We start from the raw sequence: 21899 nt of genomic DNA on the forward strand, positions 1-21899 counted from the left end.
GCGCCTCTTCGTTAAGCAGGGCTCTCATGACGGATCACGTTTCCAAGGTTCTCGAGCGGCTGGACCGCAATTTCGATGCGGGCCTCGATCGGCTTTTCTCGCTCTTGCGAATCGAAAGCGTTTCGACGGATCCCGCATACAAGTCCGAGTGCCGGAAGGCCGCCGACTGGTGTGCAGCGCAACTTACGGCGGCCGGCATCCCCGCGTCCGTGAGACAGACGACGGGACACCCCATCGTCGTCGGCCATGATCGCAAGAAGGTCGGCAAGGGTACGCCGCACGTCCTCTTCTACGGGCACTACGATGTGCAACCGCCGGATCCACTGGAGCTCTGGAGCAAGCCGCCGTTCGAGCCGCGCATCGCGACCGACAAGGCCAACGGCAAGATTATCGTGGCGCGCGGGGCCGAGGATAACAAAGGCCAGCTCATGACCTTCCTCGAGGCGGCGCGGGCCTGGACCGAGGTGGCGGGCGAGCTTCCGGTCGCGGTCACGGCCATGATCGAAGGCGAGGAGGAGTGCGGGTCGCCGTCGCTGCCGGGGTTCCTCAAGACGAGCGGGAAGGAGATCACGGCCGACCTGGCGCTCGTGTGCGACACCGGCCAGTGGGACAGGGACACGCCGGCCATCACGACGATGCTGCGCGGGCTCGCGGGTGTCGAGGTGATCGTCAAGGGGCCATCGCGGGACCTGCATTCGGGGATCTATGGCGGGCCGGCCATGAACCCGATCCGCGCGCTGGTCGGCGTGCTCGGCAAGATGCACGACGGCAAGGGCCGCATCCGCATTCCCGGCTTCTACGACGGCGTCGAGAAGCCGACGAAAGCACAGCTCAAGCAGTGGCAGGCGCTCGGGCTCGATTCCAAACAACTGCTCGGGCCGGTCGGGCTCTCGGAGCCGGCCGGGGAAGCGTCGGCGTCGCTGATCGAGCAGCTCTGGTCGAGGCCGACGATCGAGTTCAACGGCATCACGGGCGGCTATCAGGGTGTCGGAGCCAAGACCGTCATTCCGGCGCAGGCCTCGGTCAAGATCACCTGCCGCCTGGTGTCGGGACAGGACCCGCAGCACGTGCTCGCAGCCGTGCGCCGGTTCGTCACCGACAACCTGCCCGTGGACTGCAAGGCGGAGTTCATCGGCGGGCACGGCAGCGCGGCCATCGGCTTCGACACGTCGGCGCCGGCCGTGCGTGCGGCCGCGGCGGCGCTCGAAGAGGAGTGGGGCGCCAAGACGGTGCTGATGGGCTGCGGCGCGTCGATCCCGATCGTGACCTCGTTCAAGCAGGCGCTCGGCATGGACAGCCTGCTGATCGGATTCGGAGTCGACGACGACCGCATCCATTCTCCGAACGAGAAATACAACCTGAAGAGCTTCAAGAAGGGTGCGCGCAGCTGGGTGCGCATCCTCGACGCGCTGGCGCGGCAGGCGGCCTGAAGCGATGCGTGTGCCGCCGAACCTGACACTGCCGGGCCTTCTCGCGCTCATCGCGTTGGCCGCCGTGCTGCTCTACCTCGAGCGTGATGGCGGAGGGGGCTCGCCCGCGCCTCGATCCGCGACATCCCCGCAAACGACGGCGCTGCGCCCGGACGCCGCGTCCGGCGCCTTCGACTATTACTCGCTCGTGCTGTCGTGGAGCCCGACCCATTGCGAGAGCCCGGAGGGGCAGGACGACCACGCGCAGTGCGCTCCGCGCAACGGGCGGCGCTATGCTTTCATCCTGCATGGGCTCTGGCCGCAGTACGAGCGCGGCTATCCGGAAGACTGCCCCGCGAAGACGACCTGGGTGCCGCAGCCGGTGATCGACGACATGCTCGACGTCATGCCGAGCAGGGGACTGATCATCCACGAGTACCGCAAGCACGGCACCTGCTCCGGCCTTTCGCCCGAAGCCTACTACCGCACGGCGCGGCGACTCTACGACAGCCTCACCATCCCGCAGCGGTTCCGCAATCCGACGGCGGCGCAATTCCTCGATCCCGACGATGCGGTGGACGCGTTCGTGGCCGCCAACCCGCAGCTCAAGCCCGACATGGTGGCTGTCGCGTGCCGCGGGCCGGGAAGCCGCCTGCGCGAGGTGCGCATCTGCTTCTCGAAAGCCGGCGTCCCCCGATCCTGCGGGGTGAACGAGGACCAGGGGAAGCTCTGCCGCAGTGCACGCATGCATGTGCCGCCCGTGCGCTGAAATGGACTGCGTTCAGTCTGCTTTCGCAGCCTGTGGATAACTTCGCTCGCGTCCCGCCATCGCCACATTGAAGCTTGCCGCTCGGTGCGTGGAACAGCAAGCTTCGAGTCGTGCTGCGTTTGGTTTTCGCGATGCGGGCTCGACGCATGCAGGGACTTGCAAACCAACGCGGCTTGGCGCCGCTCTTCAACGACGGACCGGTCGCCCTGCGGGACGGCAGAGGCGCTCGCTTCGCGAAGGGGCCGCCGCAACGCGCTGCAACGGGCCGTCAGCGGCTGCGTGCCACGCGGGAGATGCTGGACGGCATCGGCGGTCTCGGCTGGAGCGTGATGGGATTCGTGGGAGGTGCCGTCGTTTGGCATTTCATCGGCTTCTGGGGCTTCGTGTCGGAGGTTGTGCTCGCCGGCGGTTCGACCGTCGCGGAGCGGCCTGCGATTCACGCTTCCGCGCCGAAAGCACCGCCCCATTGGGTGCAGGTCGCGGAGGCGTCTGCTCCGCCGTGTACGGTGCTGTCACTCGATCGTCGCACCGGCGTCACGTCGGCGCGTTCCTGCGAGGCCGAGCATGGACCTTTGCCAGCGGATTCGTTCCAGGGGCGCGAGGATCGGATAAGCGCGGTGGGCCGCGACGGCAGGATACGGTCGGCCCAGGATTGAGGCACGGATTCCGAGCCGCAGGATCCGATGTGACGGATTTTCGTGCAGGTGTGGCAAACGCTCCAAGGGCCTTTGCAAACAATGAACTCGCTCTGCGAGTGAATGTGATGCGTGAAGTCCGGAGCGCCTTTTGCCCGAAAGCTGCCCTCAAGGGCCGATACCAGCGCGCGGTCTTGGCTTAAGGGTTTGGGCCATTGTTTGTTTGAGTGGAGTCGTCGACCATGAATTTCGCTGCCGGACAGAGCTGGACCTATCGTGTGGCGCGGGGCTTCGAAGCATCGCGGCTGCTGATCGGTGCCGTCGCGACGTTCGACGGTGACCGCAACATCATCTGCTGTGCCGCGATCCATGCGCCGCGGCGCCATGCGGACGGCCATCTCGACATGATCACCGTGCCGTTCATTCCGATGACGGATGCGGCCTTCTGCGCCAGCGTGATCGCGCTCGACGAGAGTGCGGCGGAGCTGCCGGAGGGCTTCGTCGAGAAGTTCACGGAGTGGTCCAACGATTCCAGGGGCCTTACTGCGTTCACGGTGCCGTTCGACGGGTTCCTCGACCACATGATCACCGATCAGCTCGCGGAGCTCGCCGGGTTGTCGGCGGCGTAAAGATCCTGCCCGATTCAGATCGAAATATCCCCCGCACCCGATTTTCAATCGCGTCCGACCTCTCCCCGTCATGGCGGAGCCATGCTGCGCATGGACGGGAGAGGTAAAGATCGCGCCAGCCGGCGGGGTCAGCCGGTCTTGCGCAAGCGCTCGGGACGCCAGGAGGCAGGGGCGAGCGCAATATAGCCGAGACCGAGCGTCGGCGTGTCGATGCCGTCGAGCTTCGTCGGGTCCAGGCTCCAGCGCCCGGCGAGGCGCAGCACGTGCTCCTCGGTGGGATAGAGGATGATTTCGCCGCCCGCGTCGCCCTTGCGGCCACGCACGCCGCGGAAATCGAACAGTTTCAGTCCGAGGGCGCGCTCCTCCCTGGTGGTCCGGCCCCGGTTCCACACCACGCCGGAGTCCGTGATGGCGAAGGCGCGCACGACACGGCCTTCGAGCAGGCGCGCCCAGGCGAAGACGTCGATCGGCGGATAGGCGAAGAAGTACTGCACCTCGACGAAGCGCTGGCCAAGGCGATCGAGAAGGGCCAGGCCCTTGTCGACGAAAGCACGGCCGACCGGATAGGGCAGCGCCAGGCCAACGACGAACGTCCATCCGTTGACGGGCGGAGAGACGAAGACGTGATCGTTGCCCAGGTGGTCGTCGTAGACGGCGCCGATCCCGGATTGCCAATTGCAGGGCTCGGCCGCGACAAGGCCCAGCTCATCGAGCACCGCCTCCGTGTCGCGGCTGCGCACGGCGAGCCAGGCCATCTTGTAGCCGAAGCCCGCCGGCGGATCCGGCATCTGCCCGTAAGTGACGCGTCCCTCAGCCATGCGCGGCGCAAGGACATAGGCCGCGACCGCGACCGTCAGAGCGACCATGATGGCAATCGTCAGAATCACGGCATGCCCGATTTTCCACCTCTCCGTTTTCTAGAGTGCCGGCAGCCCGCGGATCAAGCGCGGGCCGGCGAGAGCTGGGGAAAATCGGGGGCGGGGGGGGCTTGGAATCAAACGAGGCCAGCCTGCTTTCCTCCGCCGGCCGCGGGGGCGCCGAGGGCATGGGCAAGCTGGCCTCTCTTACCGCCGCTGCCGACCCTGGGGTCAGATATGGCGGCCGCAAGACGGACGCGCGATGACGAGGGCGATGCGCGTCCCTCTTCTGGCCCTCTCGAGCGAGCTGTCTCGAGCGCGACAGCCCGCGCCCCAATGTGGGAGAGGGGCGAGAGGATCAGTCCGAGGTGAACCGGGCAGACCCTAGCGTCGCCAGGTGACAGCCGAATGAACACTGTGCGACGGCCGCGTAGCAGAATGTCAGCGTCGTCCAGTGCAAGAAAACGACCGGCAAGAAAAAGACCGGGCCTTGCGACCCGGTCCCGACAAGACCCCATGCAGGAGGCTCGAATCTTCAGGGCAGCGTCACCTTGGCGGTGAAAACGAAGCGCTCGTCGCAGAGGCCCTCGGCCACGCAGGCGCCGGCGCCTGGCGTCACGACGTCGATGTCGGTGTCCCAGTAGCGGAAGTCGAAGGTGAACTTCTCGACCGCCAGCGAGAGGCCGGCATTCCAATACTGGTACTTATCCTTGTTGCCGCCGCCGGCGGTGAAGCCTTCGTCGCTATCGCCGTACACGGTGCCCCAGGCGCCGGAGAGCGACGGGCTGAAGATGCCGACCTGGGGAAGCGCATAGGACGCGGCGCTCTCGACCGTGAACACCTCGCCGGTCTCAAGGCCATAATCGGGCGACCAATAGAGCGTGGTGCCGCTGGTCAAGCCCTTGATCCAGGGCGATTCCATGCTGTAGCCGGCTTTCAGCTCGACATAGTTCAGCTCGGCGCCGGTGTCGTCGGCGCCCGGGTAGGCGTAGTAGATGACGCCGAAGTCGAAGGTAATGGGTCCCCAGAAGGGGCCTGGGCCCAGGGTCGGCTTGATGCCGGCGTAGAGATCGACCTCCGCGTCCGCCGGAGGCGCGTCGTCGAAGTCGACGTTGGTGGCCCAGATGCCGGCGTAGAAGATGCCGTAGGTGAGGTCGATGGAGCCCTGTGCGGCGGGGTTCTCATCGGTCTGCGAGATGCCGCGGAAGATGTAGTCGCTGGTGCCGCCGAGGGTGACGGAGAGGTCGAGCTTGCGGCCCTCCGGCGGCGGCGCGTCCTTGACGCTGCCGCCATAGCCGTCGGCAAGGGCTGCGCCCGAAAATGCCATCAACGCGGAGCCAACGAGCAGTGCACGCACCGGCTGCTTCAGTCGCGACATGGACAACGGACCCCCACCAGCGTTCGGCCCGCACTCCTCCTGGAAGGGCGGGCAGCTCCCGATAGAGCAAAGCGCAGAGGGGTTAAGCAAACAAGAGCAAAGACCTGCCGTCTTAAATCTCGTGCGGCGTTTGTGTCTCGGGCGCCACGCGCCTGGGGATATACTGTCGAAAACGAAAACGGGACCCGTGAGGGTCCCGTTCCGTGAGGCTAGTTTATCGCCCTGCCGATTAAGGCAGCGTCACGCTGGCGGTGAAGACGAAGCGCTCGTCGGCGAGAGGATTGTTGTCGAGGTCCGTATCCCAGTAGCGGAAGTCGAAGGTGAACTTCTCGACGGCCAGCGCCACACCGGCGTTCCAGTAGCTGTAGTTGTCTACGCCAATGTCCCACTGGTCGGGATTGTCGGATTCGGTGTAGCCGACGCCGCCGCTGATGGTCGGCGTGAAGATGCCGAGAGCGGGCAGCTCGTAAGCGGCCGTGCCTTCGATCGTGTAGATCGCGTCCGAGTTCGACTGGTCCGGAACGTACCAGAAGACCGGCGTCAGGGTCAGGTTCTTGACCGGCGAGAACTCGAGACCAGCCTTCAGCTCGATCAGGTCAAAGTCGCTCGGGCCCAGAGAGGGGACAACGCTCTTGTCCTCCGCCCAGGGATAGAAGTAGTACACGAGGCCGAAGTCGAAGGTCACGGGACCCAGCTTCGGCGTGATGCCGGTGATGAGGTTCAACTCGGCCGGGCCGTAAGGATCGGCAACCACAGAGCCCCAGAGGCTGCCGTACCAGATGCCGTACGTCAGGTCGATCGACGCCTGGAACGCCGGATCCTCGTCGTTCGTCGAGATGCCACGGAACACATAGTCACTCGTGCCGGTGCCCGTCACCGACCACTCGAGGCTCTCAGCATTCGCTGCGCCAGCCAGGGTCGTGAGCGCGATGCCTGCTGCGCCGACCATCTTGGTGAATTTTGCTGTCATCGTACCTCTAACCCCCCTAGTCCCACACCTTAGAATTTCGGTGCGCCTCGCTGCATTCCTTGGTCCAGGGCGCCCTTGAGAATGGGCACGACCCGCAACCAACCGTCCGATTGTTCGGCGCGTCTTGACTAAGAAGAACCGGATCGTGCGCCCAAGCACAAGCGCTATGACAGACAAATCAACTACTCCGGTCCCAAGTGTCTCATCCGAGCAACTTTGCGCGCGATCTGGCCACGACTTGCTCAAAATTGGTTCACTTGGGAGGCATCTGTTGACAGATCGTGAATAGAAATGGAGCTAATCTTGCCTAAAAATTAGTCAGGCGCGCGGTGGCCTGGAGCGCGATGTATGTCGGTTGTCGATTCAATTGCGTGTCGGGTGGCCCAAAGCGGTCCTTCAGACTCTAAAATGGAATCAATGCCGGGTTCGGTGAGGTCCGTCATGCCGGCGAGGCGCTAGCCTAGCTCTCTATACGTAACAAGAACGGGGCCTGTTCCGGCCCCGTTCCATTTAATCCTTGCTAGATTTCGGCTTCCCTTGATCAGGGGAAGGCAACCTTTGCCGTGAAGACGAAGCGCTCGTCGGAGAGGTTCGAACCGCTCGGCGTCAGGGTGTCGACATCCGAATCCCAGTAGCGGAAGTCGAACGCGAACTTGTCGTACCCGAGGGTCAAACCGGCGTTCCAGTAAGACATTTCGGCGTCGGTATCGACGTTCTCGACGTAACCGTAAGTACCGCTGATCGACGGTTCGAAAACGAAGACCTTCGGAAGGGTATAGGAGAGGCTGGTCTCAGACACCCAATACTCGCCGGCGTCGCCCTGGGCTTCGGGGCTCCAGTAGAAGGTCTGAGAGCCGCTCAGGCTCGGCAGGATCTCGCCGCTGACGCCGGCCTTGAGCTCAAATACCTCCACATCGCCCGTTGCCGGCTCTGCGGCGCCCGGATAGGTGTAGTAGAGGACGCCGAAATCGAAGGTTGCGGCACCGAGTGTCGGCTTGATGCCGGCGTAGTAGTCGATCTCGAGGTTGCCGAAGACGAAATCCTCATCGACCGACGAACCCCAAGCACCGGCATACAAAATGCCGTACGTGAAGTCGATGCCGGCTTGGAGAGCCGGATCGTTGTCCGACTGCGAAACGCCGCGGAAGACGTAGTCGCTGGTGATGGCGGCGTTGACCGACCACTCGAAGGTGCGACCGGCGTCGTCCTTCAGGCTGAGACCGCCGGCGGAAGCGGGTGCCGCCAGCATGAGTAGCGCGGCGCTCGCAGCGCCGAGTGTCTTCGCGAATGTTGGTGTCATCGACATGTACCCTTAACCCCCGATCTAGATCCCACACGAAAGAAGTTTCATGCCCCCGACAGCTCCGTGTGCGATCGGCCCAGATCGGGCGCTGTCCGGAAGTGTCGCTTGGTGGTGCAGTGCAACTCGGCTGTCATAAAGCTCCAAAATCGTCGGCAACAACAAGTGTTATGTCCGTCGCGCCACGCGCTCGACCAAGGCATGTCGCGCGGCTGCAACTTGCGGCCATAACTGGCTATTTCTTGCCCAGCTTTCGCTCTTTCCACAGGCATCAGATGTCGGAGCCTGCGCAATAAAAGGACACCTGCTGCCCGATCCGCAGGCGTATTCTTCAAGTGCCAGAGCTCGAAGGTGCGGCGCCTCCCCGCTTTTCCATGTGGCGGCGGTTTCGCTATTGAAACGTCCATCGCGAACAGGACCACGCTCATGTCATCCGCCGGCGCCTCCGCACCGACCGTCCTCATCACAGGCGCTGCGCGTCGCATCGGGCGGGCGATCGCGCTCGATCTGGCGCGGGCTGGCTGGCAGGTCTGCGTGCACTACCGCCGGTCGGCCGAGGAGGCGGAAGAGCTCGTCGGCGAGATTCGGGCGCTGGGCGGGGTGGGCGCGGCGGTGGCAGCGGACCTCGGGTCGGAGGCGGATATAGAGGGGCTCATTCCGCTGGTGCGCGAAGCGCTCGGCGCGCCCGTCTGTCTGATCAACAACGCCTCGGAGTTCCTCGTCGACACGATCGAGACCGTGACGCCCGGCACCTGGGACACCCACCTCGACATCAATCTCAAGGCGCCGGTGTTCCTGGCCCGGTCCCTGTTCCTCAACCTGCCGGAGGGGGCGCAGGGCAACGTCATCAACATCATCGACCAGCGGGTGTGGAAGCTCACTCCGGACTTCTTCTCCTATACGATCTCGAAAGCCGGCCTCTGGACCGCCACCCGGACGCTGGCGCAGGCGCTGGCGCCGAGGGTACGCGTCAACGCCATCGGACCGGGACCGGTGCTCAAGAGCATTCACCAGACGGATGCGGACTTCGCGCGCGAGGCGGAGTCGACGCTGCTGGGGCACGGCCCGAGCCCGCAGGAGATCGCGGCGGCGGTGCTGTTCATCCTCGCCTCGCCCTCGCTCACCGGACAAATGATCGCGCTGGACGGTGGGCAGCATCTGACGTGGGGGGAGGCGTAAGCGCGGAAAGGGGCTTGAAAAGGCAGGCTGCGGACCGACCGGCGCCACAATTCCTCCCTTCCATCCCCCCACTGGCGCCCCAAACTTGGGCGACGGGTAAGGTTCCGGGGTGGGTCGGCGGTTCGGGTGTAAACCAGGTCTTAAGCTTAAGGGTCTAGGAACCATTGTTCGGACCGTTGGGCGCCAACCCACGATGAGAATTCGATTTCGAGCGTGAGCCCGCGTCTTTGATCGCTCGCCGTCAAAGGCGGTTCAGGCTACTGGCGCCGCGTAGAAAAACTGGGGTGTCCCATGACCTGCCGATCTAGGTCTTCTCGTTCCGGCGTTGCCGTTCTGGCTTCCTTCCTTCTTGCTCCTGCCGCGGCCCAAGCCGCCGAGCTTCCTCCGATCCGGAGCAGCGCCTCCAATCCGGTGGCCGACTGCGCCACGCCCGGGCGCCTCACGCACTATCTTCAGCAGCGCAACCCGAAGCTCGATCCCCGCTACGAGACGCTTGCTGCCGAGTACATGCGCCATGGCGAGGCACTTCAGGTGCGCTGGGACTACGCCTTCTTCCAGATGATCCTCGAGACCGGCTATCTCAACTACGGCGGCGACGTGAAGCCCGACCAGAACAATTTCGCCGGGCTCGGCGCCACGGGCAAAGGCGCACGGGGCGAGCGCTTCCCGGACATCTCGACGGGCGTGCGCGCGCATATCGAGCATCTCGTGATGTACTCGGGCGATCGCGTCGAGAACCCGGTGGCCGAGCGGACCCGCAACATCCAGGAATGGGGTGTGCTCACGGACTGGCAGAAGGGGATCTCCGGGCCAATCACGTTCAGCCAGCTCGCGAAGAAGTGGGCGCCGGGCAGCCGGCGCTATGTGAGCGATATCGAGACCATCGCGCAGCGGTTCTTCGATGGGCCCTGCAAGGAGCCGGATCCTTATCTCGACGTGATTGCCGCCCGGGGCGATGCGCCCTCAAAGACGCGGAGCGTCGAGGCAAAAGCGCCGGTCGCGTCGCAGAATACCACGGACGACGCCGTACGTGTGTCGCCTGGCACCGCCGACGGGCCGCCCATCGTGGAGGACGTGCTGCCCTCCAAGGGCGCGGCTGCCGTGGCGGCTGCGGCCTCGGAGCCGAAGGCCAAGGCGCAGACGGCGTCGGTGACGCCGCCGGTCACGCTGCTCAATCCGGCCCCGGCCGCAGATACCGTCGTGGAGCCCGCCGCCGCCAGCGAGGCCGAGGCCGCGGCCGCCGCGCAGTCGTCCGGGAAGGCGATCGAGGTCGCCGCGCTGCCGGGCGCTCTCAAGGGTGCCGGTGCGGCTGAGACCAAGCCCGAAGCGAAACCCGAGAAGAAGAAGCCGGAAAAGAAGGACGCGAGCGGCAAGTGCCGGGTCTGGACCGCCAGCTACGGCGGCTCCAAGGCCATCATCATCAAGGCCGTGTCCGACAAGACCATCAACTACACGGTGCTCGACGTGAACGAGGGGGCCGAGAAGCGCGAGGCCGACGCCTACATCAACGCCTACGCCAAGGGCGGGCAGTCGGTCGGCGAGTTCGCGAGCCAATCGCAGGCGCTCGAAAAAGCCTTCGAGCTCTGCCCCGAGGGCTGATCGGACCTTATGGTGGTGGCGTTCCCTAGCATGGCCGCTCGTTGCTTCCTTCCAGGGCGGCTCGCCGTTGCCGTTGCGGTGCTGGCCGCGACCGGCGCATCGCTGGCGCACGCGGCACCGACGCTGCCCGAGATCCGTCTCTCGCAACGCAACCCCGTGCCGGCGTGCGTGACGCCCGGGCGCCTGATGGCGTTCCTCAAGCAGCGCAACGGCAAGCTCGATCCACGCTTCCGCAACATCGCCTCGTTCTACAAGCAGCACGGCGAAGCCTGGGGTGTGCGTTGGGACTACGCCTTCTTCCAGATGGCGATCGAGACCAACTTCCTTACCTACCGCGCGCCCAGCGGGCGCATGGGGGACGTCGATCCCAAGCAGAACAATTTCGCCGGCATCGGCACCACCGGCGGCGGCGTGCCCGGCGACAGCTTCCCCGATGTCTCGACCGGAGTTCTCGGGCAGATCCAGCACCTCGTCGTCTACTCGGGCGAGATGATCCCCAACCCGGTGGCGCCGCGCACGCAGCTCAAGCAGGAGCACATCCTTGCCAAGTCGCGCGAGCTGAAGCGGCCGGTGCGGTTCTCGGATCTCGCACGGCGCTGGGCGGCCGATCCCAAGTATGCGGGCTCCATCGAATGGGTGGCGGAGCGTTTCCGCTCGGAGCATTGCAAGGGACGCGGTGCGCCGCAGAACAACGAGATGCTGCCGTGGCAGCAAAAGCCGGCGCGTGGCGCCGACGGCGGACGTGCCGCCGCGCCGGCGCCGAAAGGCGCACACGCGGATGCCAGCGCGCCAGTGCGCACGATCTGGAGTCGCGACCAGCAGAAGCGCACGCCGCCCAAGGCCGAGCCGCCGCCGGCCAAAGCAATGGCGGAGGCGGCGCGGATGCCCGAGCTGCCCGTTGCGCAGGTTGATGTTGCGCCGCCTGTTGCAGTCCATGCTCCTCAGCGCGAAGCGGTCCGCGAGGAGGAGCACGAGACGCGTTTCGCACTGTTCACGCCGCCGGCAGGACTGGCCGATGCCGTGATCCCGGAGAGCGGGATGCTCGCATCTGATGCCCGCGTGCCTGTGCCGCCCAGCGAGCGCCCTGTCGCCGGACCGCCCGAGCCCCCGGTGGTGGCGGCCGGCTCCTCCGTCGGCGGGTTCGTCGTGGGAGGATCGAGCAAGCCGACCTTTCCTCCGCCGTCGGGGCTCGGCGTGAAGCCCAGCCGCTGCATGGTCGAGAGTGCGCGCTACGGCGGCGAGACGACGGTGCTGGTCAAGGCGTCTGAAGGTGCGGACGTGCACTACGTCGCGCTGTCCGTGCTCGACGGCTTCGAGGACAGCATGACGGCGAGCTTCATCTCCTCGCGCCCGGAAGGCGGCGAGGTGATCGGCGTCTTCCCCTCGCGCGACGCGGCGCTGGCCAAAGCGCGCACGCTCTGCCCGGATTGATCCTCCGCAAAGGCCGCGTGTATGTAAGCTTGCGTGGATCCCGGCCTGCGCCGGGATGACGTCAAGTTTGCAAAAAACCTTCATCATAAGCAGAGTCATGGGCGCGGAGGCGGTATCCACGACACGTGTCGATGTAGGTGTGCTCTCGAATGTGTCGCGTGCGCTGCGCTGTTTCTACCTAAGCCCGAACGAATCTATGGCTCGGGGGCGAGGTACTTGAGGGCGGCGGAGGAGATGGCGCCGCCGACCACGCACGGAATGCCGGCGGCCACGACGCCGCCCGCCGCGGCGCCGACGCAGCCGAGCGCGAACACGGTCTGCCCCGCTTGGCCCCACCAGGCATAGTCGCGCGACTTCTGCGAGCCCTTGGTCTTCAGCTCCTCGATGGCGGCGACGGCATCCTTCCTGATCTTGCCGGTCTCGAAGGTCTCGGCGGCCTCGATCACCTCGCGCAACGGCTTGCGCACGTCGGCCGGCTGCGTGTTCATCTCCTCGCTCAGGATGTCGAGCAACTCCTTTTCACGCGAGGCGTTGGTGGCCAGCGTCCACTTGGCCATGGAGCCGATGGTCAGCTTCTCAACGTCGTTCCTGTCGTTCGACATGGCGAGCGCGCCGACGATGCGCTGGATCGGCTCGCGGTAGCCGGTGGCGTAGTAGTAGCCCCACAGGGCGTCGATGACGTGGCCGCCGTCGTCGACGGGCAGCTCGGCCAGCGTCTTGCCGTCGCCGTACAGATACTTGCGGATCAGGACCTGACGCGCCGGCATGCGCTCGACGAACTTCTGCAGCAGCTCTTTCCAGTCAGGTAGGCCCGAGTAGGCGATGGCGCGGATCAGCACCACCTGGTCCTCGGGCGGCATGGGAAACATGCGTGAGACGAGGAGCTCGGCGCGGTCCGGGTTGGCACCGAGGACGCCGCCGGTGAAACCGATGTAGACGCCCGCCGTGTCGAGGTCGCGGAACAGGCCGAGGTCGCCCATGGCATGCACGACCTCAGGCAACCGGTCGGGCTCGGGCGCGCGGCGGTAGTCGTTGATCCACTTGAGGACGTGTTCGGATTTCTCGAGCCGTAGCGGCGGCGCGCGCTTGGCCTTGTCCCCGGCCAGCGCCGGGGCCAGCGCCAGGGCTGCCGTGAGAAGTGCGATCAGGATTCGCATGGCCGTCATCCTCCGGACGCGCCGGGATCGGTATCCATAGGTTGCGTGCAAGGTCTCCCGAGATCCAAGGGCCGCGATGTCCTGGGCGGTTTTGTGGCAAACGGCCCGGTCGGCTGGATCTCGGGCCGCTTGACGGGGCGCCTTCGGCCGCCAATGTTCCGGCCATGCCCATCCCCGACGACAAGGCCGACGGCGGCCTCGCCCCCGCGCGGCCGAGCAAGCCCCGCGAGGCCAACGCCCCCGCGACAGGGCCGGACGTGATCGCCGGCTACCTCAAGACATTGACGACCGGGCCCGGCGTCTACCGGATGCTCGATGCCGCGGGCGACGTGATCTACGTCGGCAAGGCGCGCAATCTCAAGGCGCGCGTGCAGAACTACACGCGGCTCGCCGGGCTGCCGAACCGCACGCTGCGCATGGTTCAGGCGACGGCTGCCATGGAGTTCGTCTCCGTGCGCACCGAAGCCGAGGCGCTGCTGCTCGAAGCCAACCTCATCAAGCGCTTCCGGCCGCGCTTCAACGTCACCCTGCGCGACGACAAGAGCTTCCCCTACATCTTGATCCGGCGCGACCAGGGGGCGCCGCAGATCCTGAAGCACCGCGGCGCGCGGACGGTCAAGGGCGAGTACTTCGGGCCGTTCGCGTCGGCGGGCGCGGTCAACCGCACCATCAACCTGCTGGAGCGGGCGTTTCTGTTGCGCTCGTGCTCGGACAGCGTCTTCGAGAGCCGCACGCGGCCGTGCCTGCTCTACCAGATCAAGCGCTGCTCGGCGCCGTGCACGGGCGAGATCAGCCTCGAGGACTACGGACGGCTGGTCGACGAGGCGATCCGCTTCCTCAAGGGCGAGAGCCAGTCGGTGCGGGAAATGTACCAGCGGCTGATGGAGGAGGCGGCAGAGAGGCTCGAGTTCGAGCGGGCGGCGATGCTGCGCAACCGGCTCTGGGCGCTGGCGCACGTGCAGGCCGAGCAGGCGATCAACCCCGAAGGCGTGGAGGAAGCCGACGTGTTCGCCGCCTACCAGGAAGCCGGGCAGACCTGCATCCAGGTGTTCTTCTTCCGCGTCGGGCAGAACTGGGGCAACCGCGCCTACTACCCGAAGGCGGATCGCTCGCTGCCGGTCGAGGAAGTTCTGGATAGCTTCGTCGCGCAGTTCTACGACGACAAGCCGGTGCCGCGGCTGATCCTGCTCTCGCACGACATCGCCAACCGCGCGCTGCTCGAGGAAGCGCTCTGCATCAAGGCCGATCGGCGCGTGGAGATCCGTGTGCCGCAGCGGGGCGTGAAGTCGGGGCTGGTCGAGCATGCGCTCGCCAACGCGCGCGAGGCGCTGGGGCGCAAGCTCGCCGAGTCGTCGTCGCAGAGGGCGCTGCTCGCGGCGCTCGGGGAGCGCTTCGGTCTCAAGCATCCGCCGCAGCGCGTGGACGTGTTCGACAACAGCCATATCATGGGCACCAACGCGGTCGGGGGGATGATCGTCGCCGGCCCTGAGGGCTTCGCCAAGAGCGCCTATCGCAAGTTCAACATCCGCTCGGAGACGCTGACGCCCGGCGACGACTACGCGATGATGCGGGAGGTGCTCACGCGCCGCTTCCGCAGGCTTGCGGAGAACGAGGCCGGGGCGCCGACGGAGACGCCGGCCGAAGCGCTGTGGGAGCATGTGGCGGCCGAGGGATCTCAGCCGATCGACGAGGAGGATGCGTCGCCGCTGGGTGGAGCGCTGCCCGAGCGGCCGGATCTGGTGCTGGTGGACGGTGGTGCGGGCCAGCTCACGGTGGCGCGCGAGGTGCTGGCGGAACTCGGTCTTGGCCACATCGCCGTGGTCGGAGTCGCGAAAGGGCCGGACCGCGACGCGGGGCGCGAGCACTTCCACGTGCCCGGCCGGGCGTCGTTCATGCTCGAGCCGCGCGATCCGGTGCTCTACTTCGTGCAGCGGCTCAGGGACGAGGCGCACCGCTTCGCCATCGGTACGCACAGGGCCAAGCGCGCGAAGGCGCTCGGGGCCAATCCGCTCGACGAGATCCCCGGCGTCGGACCGACGCGCAAGCGCGCCCTGCTCAAGCATTTCGGCTCGGCGAAGGCCGTGTCGCGGGCCGGCGTGGACGACCTCGTGGCCGTGGACGGCATTTCGGCCGAGATGGCGCGAAAGATTTACGATTTCTTTCACGAGCGCCGCGTCTGAGGATGACTCGTTGGATTCACGCCTTTTTCAGGATTTGCCCTCGTTGCGATGCATTTTCTGATCATTTGTCGCAGATATGGCCTTCCGCAAAGTGGTTTAGGCGGAGTTTCTCAAATCCTTTCTCAACCAATCGCCGGTCATATTCGAAGACGGTGATGCGGTGAGTTGACCTCCGCCGGAGGTCTGTTTCGGCGCGGCCCGGGTGTGCGGGATAGTTGGCCCTGTTGAGGGCGTTGGGGGACTCTGTTGATGCGTGCAAGTGGAGATCTGACGGGCAGCGGCGCGCCGCATGCCGGCCGAATGAAGCGTGCGCGCTTGCCTGAAAAGCCCACGCAACGTGGTGCTAAATCCGCGGTCTCTGCTAAATCGAAAAAGACGCAAACCCGGAAGCAGGCCAAGGCGCGCGCGAAAGAGCCGGCGATCGGGTCCCTGCCGGTTCTCTATATGCTTTCGCCGCAGAAATTCATGAGCCCGTTCGATTGCAACATGGCCATCGATTCCGGTTACAAAGTCGTGCTGCCGTACGACGGCGTCGCCGTCGGCGACGTCGGCGCACTGGTGCAGGATGCGATCTTCTCGCGCCCGCCCAAGGCCTGCACAGGCGTGTTCATCGGCGGCAAGGACATCACGCTGGCGCTCGACATGATGGCGGCCGCGCGCGCGGCCATGGTGCCGCCGTTCCAGGTCTCGGTGTTCGCCGACCCCGGCGGATCGTTCACCACGGCCGCGGCCATGGTTACCCTGGTCGAGCGTGCGCTCGAGCGCAATTTCGGGCGCGCTCTCAAGGGACTGCGCATCTCGGTGTTCGGTGCCATGGGAGTCGTTGGCTTCGCGTCGGCGGTGATCGCGGCGCTGGAGGGTGCGAAGGTGCGCGTCGTCGCCCACGACACGATCGAGCCGCTGATGGCCTTGGCCGCCTTCGCCAAGACGCGCTTCGGCGCGACGCTCGAACCCGTCGCCGGACAGGCGGAGGCGCTCAAGGCCAGAATTCTCGATGTCTCGGATGTCGCCGTAACGGCCGGGCCTGCTGGCGTGAACATCCTGCCGCGACGCCTTATCGCGCGTGCGCCGGGCCTCCTCGTGGCCGCGGATGTCAATGCGGTTGCCCCCTACGGCATCGAGGGCATGGAGCTTTTCATGGACGGTGCGCCGCTGCCCGGGTGCAGCACGCTCGGCGTCGGCGCTCTGGCCATCGGCGACGTCAAATACAAGACGCAGGCCGGGCTCTTCCGCCGCATGCTGACGGCGGCGCAGCCGCTCGATCTCGATTTCCGGGATGCCTTTACGCTCGCGCGGGAGATCGTCTCGGAGGGCCAGCGGCGGTCCGTAAAGGGTAAGGCGCGGGCTGCGGCCTGAGGCTCGCTCCTACCCGCCCCAAAAACGAAAGAGCGGAGCAGGAGCATTGGCTCCAACTCCGCTCCGCTGACGCTCGAATCCCAGATACGCGGCTACACCTCGAGCGCTGCCGACACGCAGCCGACGACGCGATACATAGGTCGACTGCTTGACGTTTCCGCGACGACAACGCGTCGTCCCGGCTTTTCTTCCTAATGCCCCATAATTTGCCTGTGGACAAGCTGGATTGGCCGCTTGTGATCACTAGTTGGGCAGCTCTCCTAATTTTTGCCTTTAGTCTCGGCCGGGTACCCCATTGACTGGCGTATGCGGCAATGGTGTTACCTAGGGTCCATGGATCCACCCATCCCGACCCGGCCTCATGCGATCAGCCTGCCGAACGTGCTCACGTACGCTCGGATCGCTGCCGTTCCTGCCCTCGTCGCATGTCTCATGCTGATCGAGGGCGAGGCGGGCCGCTGGGCCGCCTTCTGGCTGTTCGTCGTGGCGGCCATCACGGACTGGCTCGACGGCTATCTGGCGCGCCGCCTCGAGCAGCAGTCCACGCTCGGGCGCATGCTGGATCCGATCGCCGACAAGCTGATCGTCGGCGCGGCACTCATCATGCTGGTGCACGACCGGACCATCGACGGGGTGTCGATCTGGGCGGCCATCGTCATCCTGTGCCGCGAGATCCTGGTGTCGGGGCTGCGCGAGTTCCTGGCCGAACTCAATGTGAAGGTGCACGTGACCGCGCTTGCGAAGTGGAAGACCGCGCTGCAGATGGTGGCGCTCGCGTGCCTCATCGCGGGGCCGGCGGGCGACCGCATCGTGCCCGGCGTCTCCACGGCCGGGATCGCGCTGCTTTGGCTGGCGGCGGTGCTTACGCTTTGGACCGGGTATGATTATCTCAAGGCAGGCATACGCCACGCCATGGAAGGATGAGAGCCGTGCCGAGTGAGACGATGAGCGACAGCCGTACCGACGCCGCGCAGGGGCAGACGCTGACCGTGCGCTATTTCGCGTGGGTGCGCGAGAAGGTGGGCTGCGCGGAGGAGGTGCTCGAGGTGCCCGTGGGCGTTGCCACCGTCGGCGACCTTGCGCTCTGGCTCGCCGCCCGCGGCCCCCAATATGCTGACGCGTTCCAGCGTCCCGGCGTGGTTCGGGCCGCGCTCGACAAGGTGCACGTGAAGCCGGCCGCCCCGATCCGGGGTGCGCAGGAGGTCGCGTTCTTTCCGCCGGTTACCGGCGGGTAGGAGGCGTTGCGTGGCGGCGCGGGTCCAGCGTGAAGCGTTCGATGTGACGGCCGAGGTCTCCGCCCTCACCGCCGGCCGGTCCGATATCGGAAGCGTCGTGACGTTCACGGGTCTCGTGCGCGGCGAGGCTGACGGGAGGGCACTCCGCTCGCTCACGCTTGAGCACTATCCGGACATGACGGAGGCCGAGCTTCTTCGCATCGACGCGGAGGCGCGGGACCGGTTCGGGCTTCTGGGCTCGCTCGTCGTTCACCGCTACGGCGAGTTTGAGCCCGGCGACGCAATCGTGCTCGTCGTCACGCTTTCCCGCCACCGGCACTCGGCCTTCGAGGCGGCCGAGTTCCTGATGGACTATCTCAAGTCCAGGGCGCCCTTCTGGAAGAAGGAAGCCTTTGCGGACGGCTCCGAGAGGTGGGTCGATGCGCGCGAGTCCGATGGTTCGGCGCTCGCCCGATGGACGGCATCGGCAACACAAAAGTAACCGCAAGCAAGCAATTAGCGTAACTATGTAGCGTATTGAAAGCGCTTGCGATTCATGTTTTATAAGTTGTTTACGGGGGACGGGATTAGCAAACTATTAACCTTTAGCGTTCCATAACAATGCCCGATGGCGTCCTGCAAAACGCCATCATTAGCGGTTACCTAATGACCGTCCCGCCAAAGGACAGTGTTGCGTAGACGGGGGTCACACAACGATGACGATTGGACGATTGCGGCGCGTCGCGCTGCAGCCTATCTGTGCGCTCTTCGCGGTCGCTTTTCCGCTTGTCGCTACGGCAGCGGACAGCGCCAAGACGCGATCTACAAAGAGCGCCTCGTCCCTTGAAAAGACCAAGAAATCCGTAAAGACCACGGGCTCGATCGGTGCGGCTGCAAAGGCCAAGGTCGCGGCTCAGTCCGTCCCCCAGGCGACCCTCGGCGGTGACGTCACCCACACCCGGTTCCTGATCGGCCTTCCCAAGGACGTCGAGTACCGCGTGTTCTCGCTTTCCAACCCGAACCGCGTGATCGTCGACATTGCCGAGACCACACTCCAGCTTCCCCCGCAGCCGGAGGAGAATATCGCGGTCGGGCTCGTGCGCTCGTTCCATGCCGGGCGATCCGGCCCCGGAAAGTCTCGCGTGGTGATCGAGGTCATCCGGCCGGTGGTCGTCGACGGCGCGCATATCCTCCCGTCGGAGGACGGAAAGGGGCACCGTCTGGCGCTCGACATCGTGCCGGTCAACCCGGCCACCGGGGCGGCCAAGAAGCCGCTCAAGACGGCGTCGCTGTCATCGCTCGGGGCGTTCGACGTGCAGCCGCCGCTGCCGATGCCGGCGCTGCGGCCGGAGGAGATGGCGGCCCGCGCCTTCAAGCCGATCATCGTCATCGATCCGGGGCACGGCGGACACGACTCGGGCGCGATGAAGAACGGGATCGTCGAGAAGGACGTAGTACTGGCCTTCAGCAAGGTGCTGAAGGAGAAGCTCGAGAAGACCGGGCGCTACAAAGTGCTGATGACGCGCGACAAGGACGTGTTCGTCGAGCTCGACAAACGCAAGGACTATGCCGAGCAGCACAAGGCCAACCTGTTCATCGCCGTGCATGCTGACTACGCAGGAAAGAACTCCAAGGCGCGCGGTGCCACCATCTACTCGCTGCGCGAATCCGTCGCCAACGCGCTGCAGCGTTCCGCCAAGGGCCAGGCCTCGAGCGCCGTCCTTACGAAGGCGGAGGTCGAGACGATGAAGGAAGCGAGCCTCGGCACGGACATCTCGGCCGTGAAGAGCATCCTCGCCGATCTCGCAGGGCGCGAGGTGGAGGTGACGCAGGAGCGCACCAACGTCTTCACGCGCTCGGTGATCGAGTACATGGGGGCCAGCACGGAGCTGCGGGCCAAGCCGGACCAGCAGGCCGCGTTCCGGGTTTTGAAGACGGCGCAGTTCCCCTCGGTGCTGATCGAGCTCGCCTATGTCACCAACAAGCAGGACGCAGCGCTTCTGCAGTCCGACTCTTGGCGGGACAAGGTGTCGGACTCGATCATGACCGCGGTCGAGAACTACTTCGGCAACCAGATCGCCCGCCTGCCGATGTAGGCGGCTGCCTCAAGGCAAACGTAACCGCGAAAAACATGAAGGCCGGCCCCGCGTGGGACCGGCCCTTGCTTTTCGTGGCCGGCTTCCGGGTCGCACGCCCTGCCGGCTGAAGCTCATTCAGGATCTACTTGGAGGATGCGGAGGTTTAAGTCGCCACAGGAGTACGAATTTCCAGTCGATATCGTGCCGAAGCTCATTGGTATGAGCGGCGCTCCTAGGTCGGGACGCGTCGGTGGACCACTGACGAAGGTGCTTCAGCATAGTGCACTCCATCTTCGAGTTGGTGCCGTGGCCGGAGTTCGAGCATTGAGGCCGACGACAGCCGCGACACACCTCTTGCTCCACCAGGGCTGGCAGAGAAAGACGACGACGGTGCTGACGGGGCTCGTGCGGACACGGCGGTCCTGGACGGACTTCCAAGGTGCAAAGCGCGCCCCGGGAACGCTCCCTCTGGCAGCTCCGTCCGGGACTGCCACGCGTTCCGCTGGGCTTCGCGACCAGCCGATCGGTCGTATTGGCTCAGAGTTCTCAAGGACGCCTGTCCCAAGGCTCTGACGCATGCACCCTATGCAGACGCGTGAGCGGCCAAGGCCCACGTGTCTGGCGAGGCAAGTCTTCCCCCACGCATTCAGGCTAAGCGATTCGCGCTAACCGAAGCTTGCGGCACTGCAAACTTCGGCCAGGCGTGGCCGCCATGACTCAGTTCGTCTCGAGCTCGGCGGGCGGGGCTGCTTCGCCTTCGGTCTCGGACTCGCCGCCGCAGGTGCTGAACAGCGACGTGATGCAGGTCCAGGTCTTGCTGGCCGCGGTGCCGATGGCGCTGCCGGCGTTGCCAAGCTGCTCGCCCGCCTTCTTGGCCGTGCCGCCGATGGCCTCGCCGGCCTTCTTGAGACCTTGCTGGGAGGATTTGACGGTGTCGCCCGCCAGCTCCTCCATCGTGCGCGGCACCCTGGCGGGCTGCGTCTCCGGCGCGGGGGCGGGCTCGGCCGGCTTGGCCTCATGCGTCTCCACCGCCGCTGGGGCAGCCGGCGTATCGGATGGCGGAGCCGCAAGCGTCGGCAGCTCTCTCGGCTGCTCCACGACAGCGGTCAGGCCCGGACAGGGAAACGGTGCGCCCCTCGAGACGGCGCATCTCTCGTGTCCGCCTTTGGCGGCCATCTGCGAAATGCAGTAGAGAGAGACGCTCGAGTCCTTTCCGGGACCTTCCTCCGTGCCGCCGATCACGCAGCGGTACATCGCGGGTGGACCCTCGCACGTGACGCAATACTCAAGCGCGGCTGCGTTCGCGAACGACAGGACGAGCGAGGCGCCGGCGAGGACGGGTACGCGTTTCAACATCCTTCACTCCATCGCGGCATGGTCCCCGGCAGGGATGTCCGGCGCGATCAACGAGGTTCCGGCTCCCTTATCACATCACCCGGTGCAAACCAACGAACGGAGGCCTGGAAACACGCTCTCGGCCCGCTCCGCCAAGGGAAAGAGCCATGCTTGCCAACGGGAGAAGCCGCATCTATACGGGAGGCTTCGCGCGCTCCGGAGACGTGGCCGAGAGGCTGAAGGCGGCGGTTTGCTAAATCGTTATACCCTCTAAAGGGGTATCAGGGGTTCGAATCCCCTCGTCTCCGCCAATTTTGGCTCAAGCGCCCATGGCGCTCCGCATGGGGCGGTGCTCGCCCCAGGTCTCTTTCGCAATTGGCCCCTCGGGGCTCCGCCAGCAGCTAATTGCTAATTTGTTGGAAA

The 21899-nt window shown here is 65.6% G+C and carries 19 protein-coding genes and 1 tRNA gene; 14 read left to right on the top strand and 6 right to left on the bottom strand.

Annotation, left to right across the window (positions count from 1 at the left end):
• The first annotated feature begins 26 nt into the window (after positions 1–26).
• The 4 genes from IT540_RS16280 to IT540_RS16295 all read left to right on the top strand — a co-directional run bounded on the left by IT540_RS16280 (position 27) and on the right by IT540_RS16295 (position 3442).
• Positions 27–1430, top strand: a complete 1404-nt coding sequence (locus IT540_RS16280) for a M20/M25/M40 family metallo-hydrolase (RefSeq protein WP_291180316.1) — start codon at positions 27–29, stop codon at positions 1428–1430.
• A gap of 4 nt (positions 1431–1434) precedes the next feature.
• Positions 1435–2178, top strand: coding sequence for a ribonuclease T (locus IT540_RS16285; protein WP_291180319.1), 744 nt, complete (start codon positions 1435–1437; stop codon positions 2176–2178).
• Positions 2179–2324: 146 nt separating this feature from the next.
• Positions 2325–2834 carry a hypothetical protein gene (locus IT540_RS16290; protein ID WP_291180327.1) on the top strand — a complete coding sequence of 170 codons (510 nt, stop codon included), beginning with the start codon at positions 2325–2327 and terminating at the stop codon, positions 2832–2834.
• Between the two features lie 221 nt (positions 2835–3055).
• Entirely contained in the window at positions 3056–3442 is a 387-nt protein-coding gene (locus IT540_RS16295; protein ID WP_291180330.1) for a hypothetical protein, read from the top strand.
• A 128-nt stretch (positions 3443–3570) separates the two neighbouring features.
• Here IT540_RS16295 and IT540_RS16300 read toward each other — a convergent pair whose 3' ends face one another.
• The 4 genes from IT540_RS16300 to IT540_RS16315 form a co-directional block, all read right to left on the bottom strand.
• Positions 3571–4308 carry a hypothetical protein gene (locus IT540_RS16300; protein WP_291180333.1) on the bottom strand — a complete coding sequence of 246 codons (738 nt, stop codon included), beginning with the start codon at positions 4306–4308 and terminating at the stop codon, positions 3571–3573.
• 526 nt (positions 4309–4834) lie between these two features.
• Positions 4835–5677 carry a TorF family putative porin gene (locus IT540_RS16305; RefSeq protein ID WP_291180336.1) on the bottom strand — a complete coding sequence of 281 codons (843 nt, stop codon included), beginning with the start codon at positions 5675–5677 and terminating at the stop codon, positions 4835–4837.
• A gap of 229 nt (positions 5678–5906) precedes the next feature.
• The gene (locus IT540_RS16310) at positions 5907–6647 is read right to left on the bottom strand and encodes a TorF family putative porin (protein ID WP_291180339.1); all 741 of its coding nucleotides are present in this window, start codon (positions 6645–6647) and stop codon (positions 5907–5909) included.
• A 541-nt stretch (positions 6648–7188) separates the two neighbouring features.
• Entirely contained in the window at positions 7189–7947 is a 759-nt protein-coding gene (locus tag IT540_RS16315; protein ID WP_291180342.1) for a TorF family putative porin, read from the bottom strand.
• A 426-nt stretch (positions 7948–8373) separates the two neighbouring features.
• Here IT540_RS16315 and IT540_RS16320 point away from each other — a divergent pair, with 426 nt between their 5' ends.
• The 3 genes from IT540_RS16320 (at position 8374) to IT540_RS16330 (ending at position 12156) form a co-directional block, all read left to right on the top strand.
• Positions 8374–9126, top strand: coding sequence for an SDR family oxidoreductase (locus IT540_RS16320; protein WP_291180345.1), 753 nt, complete (start codon positions 8374–8376; stop codon positions 9124–9126).
• 291 nt (positions 9127–9417) lie between these two features.
• On the top strand, positions 9418–10725 hold the full coding sequence (locus IT540_RS16325) for a glucosaminidase domain-containing protein (protein ID WP_291180348.1): 1308 nt from the start codon (positions 9418–9420) through the stop codon (positions 10723–10725).
• A gap of 30 nt (positions 10726–10755) precedes the next feature.
• Complete coding sequence (locus tag IT540_RS16330) at positions 10756–12156, top strand: glucosaminidase domain-containing protein (protein WP_291180351.1); 1401 nt, start codon at positions 10756–10758, stop codon at positions 12154–12156.
• Between the two features lie 194 nt (positions 12157–12350).
• On the opposite strand, the gene IT540_RS16335 is transcribed toward IT540_RS16330, so the two are convergent.
• Entirely contained in the window at positions 12351–13313 is a 963-nt protein-coding gene (locus IT540_RS16335) for a hypothetical protein (RefSeq protein WP_291180354.1), read from the bottom strand.
• Positions 13314–13477: 164 nt separating this feature from the next.
• On the opposite strand from IT540_RS16335, the gene uvrC reads away from it, so the two are divergent.
• From uvrC to IT540_RS16365, 6 genes are all read left to right on the top strand, one after another.
• Positions 13478–15493: an excinuclease ABC subunit UvrC gene (gene uvrC / locus IT540_RS16340; RefSeq protein ID WP_291180357.1), complete on the top strand. Its 2016-nt coding sequence runs from the start codon at positions 13478–13480 to the stop codon at positions 15491–15493.
• Positions 15494–15958: 465 nt separating this feature from the next.
• Positions 15959–16849 carry a methylene-tetrahydromethanopterin dehydrogenase N-terminal domain-containing protein gene (locus IT540_RS16345; RefSeq protein WP_366030101.1) on the top strand — a complete coding sequence of 297 codons (891 nt, stop codon included), beginning with the start codon at positions 15959–15961 and terminating at the stop codon, positions 16847–16849.
• A gap of 333 nt (positions 16850–17182) precedes the next feature.
• Positions 17183–17773: a CDP-diacylglycerol--glycerol-3-phosphate 3-phosphatidyltransferase gene (gene pgsA, locus IT540_RS16350; RefSeq protein WP_291180363.1), complete on the top strand. Its 591-nt coding sequence runs from the start codon at positions 17183–17185 to the stop codon at positions 17771–17773.
• Between the two features lie 59 nt (positions 17774–17832).
• Complete coding sequence (gene moaD / locus IT540_RS16355; RefSeq protein ID WP_291180387.1) at positions 17833–18084, top strand: molybdopterin converting factor subunit 1; 252 nt, start codon at positions 17833–17835, stop codon at positions 18082–18084.
• A 10-nt stretch (positions 18085–18094) separates the two neighbouring features.
• Complete coding sequence (locus IT540_RS16360; RefSeq protein ID WP_291180366.1) at positions 18095–18565, top strand: molybdenum cofactor biosynthesis protein MoaE; 471 nt, start codon at positions 18095–18097, stop codon at positions 18563–18565.
• Positions 18566–18779: 214 nt separating this feature from the next.
• The gene (locus IT540_RS16365; RefSeq protein WP_291180369.1) at positions 18780–20159 is read left to right on the top strand and encodes an N-acetylmuramoyl-L-alanine amidase; all 1380 of its coding nucleotides are present in this window, start codon (positions 18780–18782) and stop codon (positions 20157–20159) included.
• Positions 20160–20858: 699 nt separating this feature from the next.
• Here the strand turns inward: IT540_RS16365 and IT540_RS16370 are convergent.
• The gene (locus IT540_RS16370) at positions 20859–21497 is read right to left on the bottom strand and encodes a hypothetical protein (RefSeq protein WP_291180372.1); all 639 of its coding nucleotides are present in this window, start codon (positions 21495–21497) and stop codon (positions 20859–20861) included.
• A gap of 197 nt (positions 21498–21694) precedes the next feature.
• On the opposite strand from IT540_RS16370, the gene IT540_RS16375 reads away from it, so the two are divergent.
• A tRNA-Ser gene (locus IT540_RS16375) sits at positions 21695–21787 on the top strand.
• Positions 21788–21899: the final 112 nt, after the last annotated feature.

The organism is Hyphomicrobium sp. (genome assembly GCF_020852195.1).
Classification (GTDB): Bacteria; Pseudomonadota; Alphaproteobacteria; order Rhizobiales; family Hyphomicrobiaceae; genus Hyphomicrobium_C.